General features: G+C 41.1%; 8 protein-coding genes. All 8 read left to right on the plus strand.

Features of this window, described 5'->3' with window-relative positions:
- Positions 1–446, plus strand: a 446-nt coding sequence (locus H5202_RS17530) for a ubiquinone/menaquinone biosynthesis methyltransferase (protein ID WP_182773211.1), incomplete at its 5' end; no start/stop codon positions are given.
- Positions 446–1,066: a ubiquinone biosynthesis accessory factor UbiJ gene (locus H5202_RS17535; protein ID WP_182773212.1), complete on the plus strand. Its 621-nt coding sequence runs from the start codon at positions 446–448 to the stop codon at positions 1,064–1,066. The genes H5202_RS17530 and H5202_RS17535, both read left to right, overlap by 1 nt.
- Complete coding sequence (gene ubiB / locus H5202_RS17540; protein WP_182773213.1) at positions 1,063–2,712, plus strand: ubiquinone biosynthesis regulatory protein kinase UbiB; 1,650 nt, start codon at positions 1,063–1,065, stop codon at positions 2,710–2,712. The genes H5202_RS17535 and ubiB overlap by 4 nt, the downstream gene beginning before the upstream one ends.
- A gap of 110 nt (positions 2,713–2,822) precedes the next feature.
- Positions 2,823–3,068 (plus strand): Sec-independent protein translocase subunit TatA, encoded by a 246-nt coding sequence (gene tatA / locus H5202_RS17545; RefSeq protein ID WP_011635961.1) that lies wholly within the window; start codon positions 2,823–2,825, stop codon positions 3,066–3,068.
- Between the two features lie 6 nt (positions 3,069–3,074).
- Complete coding sequence (gene tatB / locus H5202_RS17550; RefSeq protein WP_182773214.1) at positions 3,075–3,479, plus strand: Sec-independent protein translocase protein TatB; 405 nt, start codon at positions 3,075–3,077, stop codon at positions 3,477–3,479.
- A 12-nt stretch (positions 3,480–3,491) separates the two neighbouring features.
- The gene (gene tatC, locus H5202_RS17555) at positions 3,492–4,238 is read left to right on the plus strand and encodes a twin-arginine translocase subunit TatC (protein ID WP_182773215.1); all 747 of its coding nucleotides are present in this window, start codon (positions 3,492–3,494) and stop codon (positions 4,236–4,238) included.
- 45 nt (positions 4,239–4,283) lie between these two features.
- Positions 4,284–4,832, plus strand: a complete 549-nt coding sequence (locus H5202_RS17560) for a hypothetical protein (RefSeq protein ID WP_182773216.1) — start codon at positions 4,284–4,286, stop codon at positions 4,830–4,832.
- An 18-nt stretch (positions 4,833–4,850) separates the two neighbouring features.
- Positions 4,851–5,330: TatD family hydrolase (locus H5202_RS17565; RefSeq protein ID WP_182773217.1), on the plus strand; the 480-nt coding region annotated here is incomplete at its 3' end.

Raw genomic sequence — 5,330 nt, forward strand, 5'->3', positions numbered from 1 at the left:
GTCGCACTAAATTACGCGACAAGGGCATCGTCAATAACGTCAGTTATGTGCAAGCAAATGCTGAAGCATTACCGTTTCCAGATAATCATTTTGATATCATCACGATCGCGTTTGGTTTACGTAATGTTACCGATAAAGATGCGGCGTTACGCTCAATGCTGCGAGTGTTAAAGCCGGGTGGAAAACTACTCGTGCTTGAATTCTCAACACCTAAACATGAATTAATGCGTAAAGTTTACGATATGTATAGCTTTAAGGTGCTACCTAAAATGGGCGCATTAATCACTAAAGATGCTGATAGCTACGAATACCTTGCCGAATCAATTCGGATGCATCCTGATCAAGAAACGCTTAAACAAATGATGGTAGATGCTGGTTTTGAACAAGTTGACTACACCAACATGACAGACGGCGTTGTCGCATTGCATAGAGGTTATAAGTTCTAATGACCCCTAATCACTTTGCTTTGTTGACTTGTGCAGCCATTGAAACCGCTTTTAACCAACTGCCAGCACAGGCTAAAAGTGACTATGCTCGTCAAAAGTCATTGCACGGCAAAGTATTTTGTATTCAGTTGAGTCAATTAAATTGGCCTATTTATTTGGTGTTTGCCAAACAAATTCAAGTACTCAGCCATTACGAAGGTGATGTGGCAGTAACCGTACGAGCTGATGCATCAACATTATATCAGCTGACTGAAGGCGCTAATTTAACTGAGCTTATCAAAAATGATAAACTCAGTTTAGAGGGCGATATTCAATTACTGCAATCGTTAAGCCATTATCTACAGAATATTCATGTTGATTTTGCCGAACCGTTATCACGTTATATTGGTGATGCTCCAACGCATAAACTCGTTGCCTCAGCTAAACAATTTAACCATGATATCAAGCGAGTCTTGCAAAAAACTCGCTCACATATCAGTCAGTTAACCACCGAAGAATATCGTCTCGCACCGCATAAAATCGAATGGCTGCATTTTCGTGATAATCTGGACGAACTGGTGAGTCAAACCGAGCGTATCGAAGCCAAGATAGCCCAATTAAGAGATAAAATAACGCAATGACAACTGCAAGTATCAGGCGTGGTTTCCATGTCATTAAAACCATTCTGCATTTTGGCTTAGATGACTTAATACCTAAACACAAAAAGCCCTGGTATTTCTCCATTGTGCGTAACAGTTTATTTTGGATCCGTAATAAACATAAAACTAAATCGCCAGCAGAACGCTTAAAATTAGCAATGCAAGATTTAGGGCCGGTATACATCAAACTAGGGCAAATGCTGTCGACTCGCCGTGATTTACTTGACGACGAATGGGCGTATCAGTTGGCCATGTTGCAAGACAGAGTGCCTCCGTTTGATTCCGCTTTAGCACGAGAAGCCATCGAAGCTGAGCTTGGTGCTCCTATCGCAACCTATTTTGACGATTTTAACGATACACCACTTGCCTCGGCATCCATATCGCAAGTACACACCGCCACCTTAAAATCTAACGGTAAAGCCGTGGTACTGAAAGTGCTGCGCCCCAATGTTGAACAACAGATATTAGCTGACTTACAGTTAATGACTCAAACGGCTAACTTACTCGAAACCTTATTAGGTGACGGTAATCGTTTACGCCCAGCGGAAGTGATTGAAGATTACCGCACCACCATTTTAGGTGAGCTAAATCTAAAGCTCGAAGCACTTAACGCCATCAAGTTACGCAATAATTTCCTTGATTCCAATTCGCTGTACGTGCCTTTTGTTTACGAAGAACACAGTTACCAGCGGTTAATGGTCATGGAACGTATTTATGGTATTCCAGTTTCAGACACCGAAGCGTTAAGGGCTCAAGGTACCAACTTTAAACTGCTTGCTGAACGAGGTGTAGAATTGTTTTTCACCCAAGTGTTTCGCGACAATTTTTTCCATGCAGATATGCATCCAGGCAACATTTTTATCAGTCGTGAACATCCAGACGACCCATTTTATATCGGCCTAGACTGCGGCATTATGGGCACGTTAACCGAAGTAGATAAACGCTACCTTGCGGAAAACTTTTTAGCCTTCTTTAATCGCGATTATCACCGTATTGCCCAGCTGTATATTGAGTCAGGTTGGGTATCTGAACACACAGATATTATTGCTTTTGAACAAGCGGTAAAAGTAGTTTGCGAACCCATGTTTAATAAACCATTGGATGAAATTTCGTTCGGTCATGTTCTGTTGGAGCTGTTCAGAACTGCACGTCATTTTGATATTGTGGTGCAGCCACAACTGGTGCTACTCGAAAAAACGTTACTGTATATTGAAGGTTTAGGCCGTCAGTTATATCCACAATTAGATTTATGGCAAACCGCAAAGCCATTCCTAGAAAATTGGATGTCAGAACAAGTTGGCCCTAAAGCCATGTTCAACAAAGTAAAATCAAATGCGCCGTTTTGGGCCGATAAACTCCCTGAGTTTCCTGAACTTATTTATGACAACTTAAAATTAGGTCGTAAATTGCTCGGAACTCAACAGCAAATGTTAGATAAGTACTTGCGCTACCAACAGAAATCGCACAAGAGTAATTATATGCTTATCACTTCGGCTGTATTATTGATCTGTGGCACAATTTTATTTACTCAAATAGTTACACTATGGCCAGCGTATACCTGCATCGGTGCAGGCATATTGATTTGGGCGGTAGGATGGCGATCTAGGCCAAAGAATCGTAAATTTTAGCTAGCACTAATTTATTAGAGGTTCATAATACTTAAAGAATTGGGTGTTATTATGGATTTTGAAATAACTTTTTTACAAAAACCATTGTTAATTTTAAGAGGATAATCTTCATGGGCGGCATCAGTATTTGGCAGCTTCTAATCGTAGCGTTAATTGTCATTCTATTATTTGGGACTAAAAAATTGCGTTCTTTGGGCGGTGATTTAGGTGGAGCAGTAAAAGGCTTTAAAAACGCCATGACTCCAGAAGATGAAAATAAATCTTTAGATGACAAAGAAAAAGACCAAACAGCAGCGACTTCGCAACAGGCTGCAGAAAAGCAACCTGAAACAGAATCTAAAGATAAACAGGCGTAATTTATTATGTTTGACGGTATCGGCTTTATGGAGCTGCTGCTGATCGGTATTTTGGGGCTAGTCGTACTAGGCCCCGAAAGACTACCGGTTGCAGTACGTTCGTTAACAGGTTGGATCCGCGCGCTTAAGCGCATGGCTAACTCTGTCAAAGATGAACTTGAGCAAGAGCTTAAAATTGATCAGTTACATGCTGATTTAAAAAAAGCTGAAAGCAAAGGTTTAGCCAATTTGTCGCCAGAGCTACAAGAGTCGATTGATCAGCTGAAAAAAGCCGCTGAGTCAGTGAATCGCCCTTATAAAGTTGAAGAAACACCCTCTGAAGCGCCAAAAAAATCACCTGACGAGTCTCCTTCAGTCAAAGAAGCTAAGTCATCTGAAGTGACTAGCGAAAGCAGCTCAAACTCTAAATAAAACGGATAATCCATGTCGCAACAGCAACCGCTTATTAGCCATTTGCTTGAATTACGTAATAAATTGCTTAAAGCCATTGGCAGCGTGTTATTGGTATTCATTACTATTGTGTATTGGGCTAACGATATTTATCACTACATAGCTCTACCTTTAATGCGCTCACTTCCAGAAACAGGCAGTATGATTGCAACCGACGTTGCCGCGCCTTTTTTTGCACCGTTTAAATTAACACTCGTGCTAGCATTCTTCATCGCCATTCCCTATGTACTTTATCAAGTATGGTCTTTTGTCGCTCCTGGGTTATACAAACATGAAAAACGCTTAGTGGTTCCCTTATTAGCCAGCAGCACCCTGTTGTTTTATCTTGGAATAGCCTTTGCCTACTATATTGTTTTCCCAGTTGTATTTGGGTTTTTCACCAGTGTCGTTCCAGAAGGCGTGCAAGTTGCTACTGATATAAGCAGTTATTTGAGTTTTATTCTAAAACTATTTTTTGCCTTTGGTTTAGCTTTTGAAATACCTGTAGCAGTGGTTTTACTTTGCTGGGCTGGTGTTACCACACCCGATGAGTTACGCCAAAAGCGTCCATATATTGTGGTAGGAGCTTTTGTTGTTGGCATGGTACTCACGCCGCCCGATATTATCTCGCAGACTATGCTAGCCGTACCAATGCTGTTATTGTTTGAAGGTGGACTAATCGCCGCACGTTTCTACAGCAAAAAAGAAGATGAGCCAGAAAACGAACAAGCTGAGAATTAAGCGATAAAGATAGGCTCTACTGACTAAAATAATAAGGAAGAATCAATGCGTTTAAGTTTAATTGCCGCCGGGATCATATTGATGTCGGCTAATGCATATGCCAATACTAATCTTGGCCAGCAACTGTCTATATGTGCCGCTAAAACGGACAAAACTGTGCGATTAACTTGCTATGACGAATTAGCAGCAAACGCTAAACCCAGTGCTCAGATAATAACGACAGCAAAAACGACTGAAATTGCACTATTAGAGACACCAAAACCACCAGTTACCCCAAGCGTAGTAGCACCAGTAGCAGTTGCTCCGGTAGTTGCAAGCTCGCAAGTACTCAGCGTTGATGATTTTGGCTTGCAAAAGAAAGTAATAGAAGATGAAGTCGAGAAGATTTATTCTGAAGTTATTAGCGTCAAAAAAGATGCTTTAGGCGCATTTGTGATAACACTCAGCAATGGCCAAGTGTGGAAACAAAGTAATTCAAAGTATTATAAAATCAAAAAAGGTCAGCGTATCTTTATTGAAACGGGTGCCTTGAATTCATTTTTATTGGGTAGCGATGAACGCAATGCTACTACCCGAGTTAGACGATTAAAGTAACTACAGCACTTTTATTACATGACTCAATACATCGACATTGCTGTCAATCTGCTAAGTGACAGGCTGAAGCACGATATTGATACTATTATCAATGAAGCGGCGAAACATAATGTTTCGCCGTTGATTGTTATTGGCAGCGATCTCGATGAAAGCTCCGAATCTATATCTATCTGCCAACAATACCCGCAACAACTCTACTGCACGACAGGTGTACACCCACATCATGCTTCATCTTGGGATCAACATAGCAAAGCACGTTTAACTCAGTTGGCCAAACAAGACACTGTGGTAGCCATTGGTGAGTGTGGACTTGACTACAATCGCGACTTTTCACCACGCCCAGCACAAAGAAAAGCATTTGCTGCGCAATTAGAACTAGCGAGTGAACTCAACATGCCGGTACTAATGCATTGTCGTGAAGCACATAGTGATTTTATCGCCATTGTAAATGAGTATCGAGCTCAACTACCTAATGCATTATTGCACTGTTTTACAGGC

It is taken from the genome of Shewanella sp. SG41-4 (genome assembly GCF_014164505.1).
In the GTDB taxonomy this organism is placed as follows: Bacteria; Pseudomonadota; Gammaproteobacteria; order Enterobacterales; family Shewanellaceae; genus Shewanella.

Coding starts and splice junctions, on each gene's coding strand:
- H5202_RS17535 (WP_182773212.1), top strand. CDS start 446: ATGACCCCTAATCACTTTGCTTTGTTGACTTGTGCAGCCATTGAAACC.
- ubiB (WP_182773213.1), top strand. CDS start 1,063: ATGACAACTGCAAGTATCAGGCGTGGTTTCCATGTCATTAAAACCATT.
- tatA (WP_011635961.1), top strand. CDS start 2,823: ATGGGCGGCATCAGTATTTGGCAGCTTCTAATCGTAGCGTTAATTGTC.
- tatB (WP_182773214.1), top strand. CDS start 3,075: ATGTTTGACGGTATCGGCTTTATGGAGCTGCTGCTGATCGGTATTTTG.
- tatC (WP_182773215.1), top strand. CDS start 3,492: ATGTCGCAACAGCAACCGCTTATTAGCCATTTGCTTGAATTACGTAAT.
- H5202_RS17560 (WP_182773216.1), top strand. CDS start 4,284: ATGCGTTTAAGTTTAATTGCCGCCGGGATCATATTGATGTCGGCTAAT.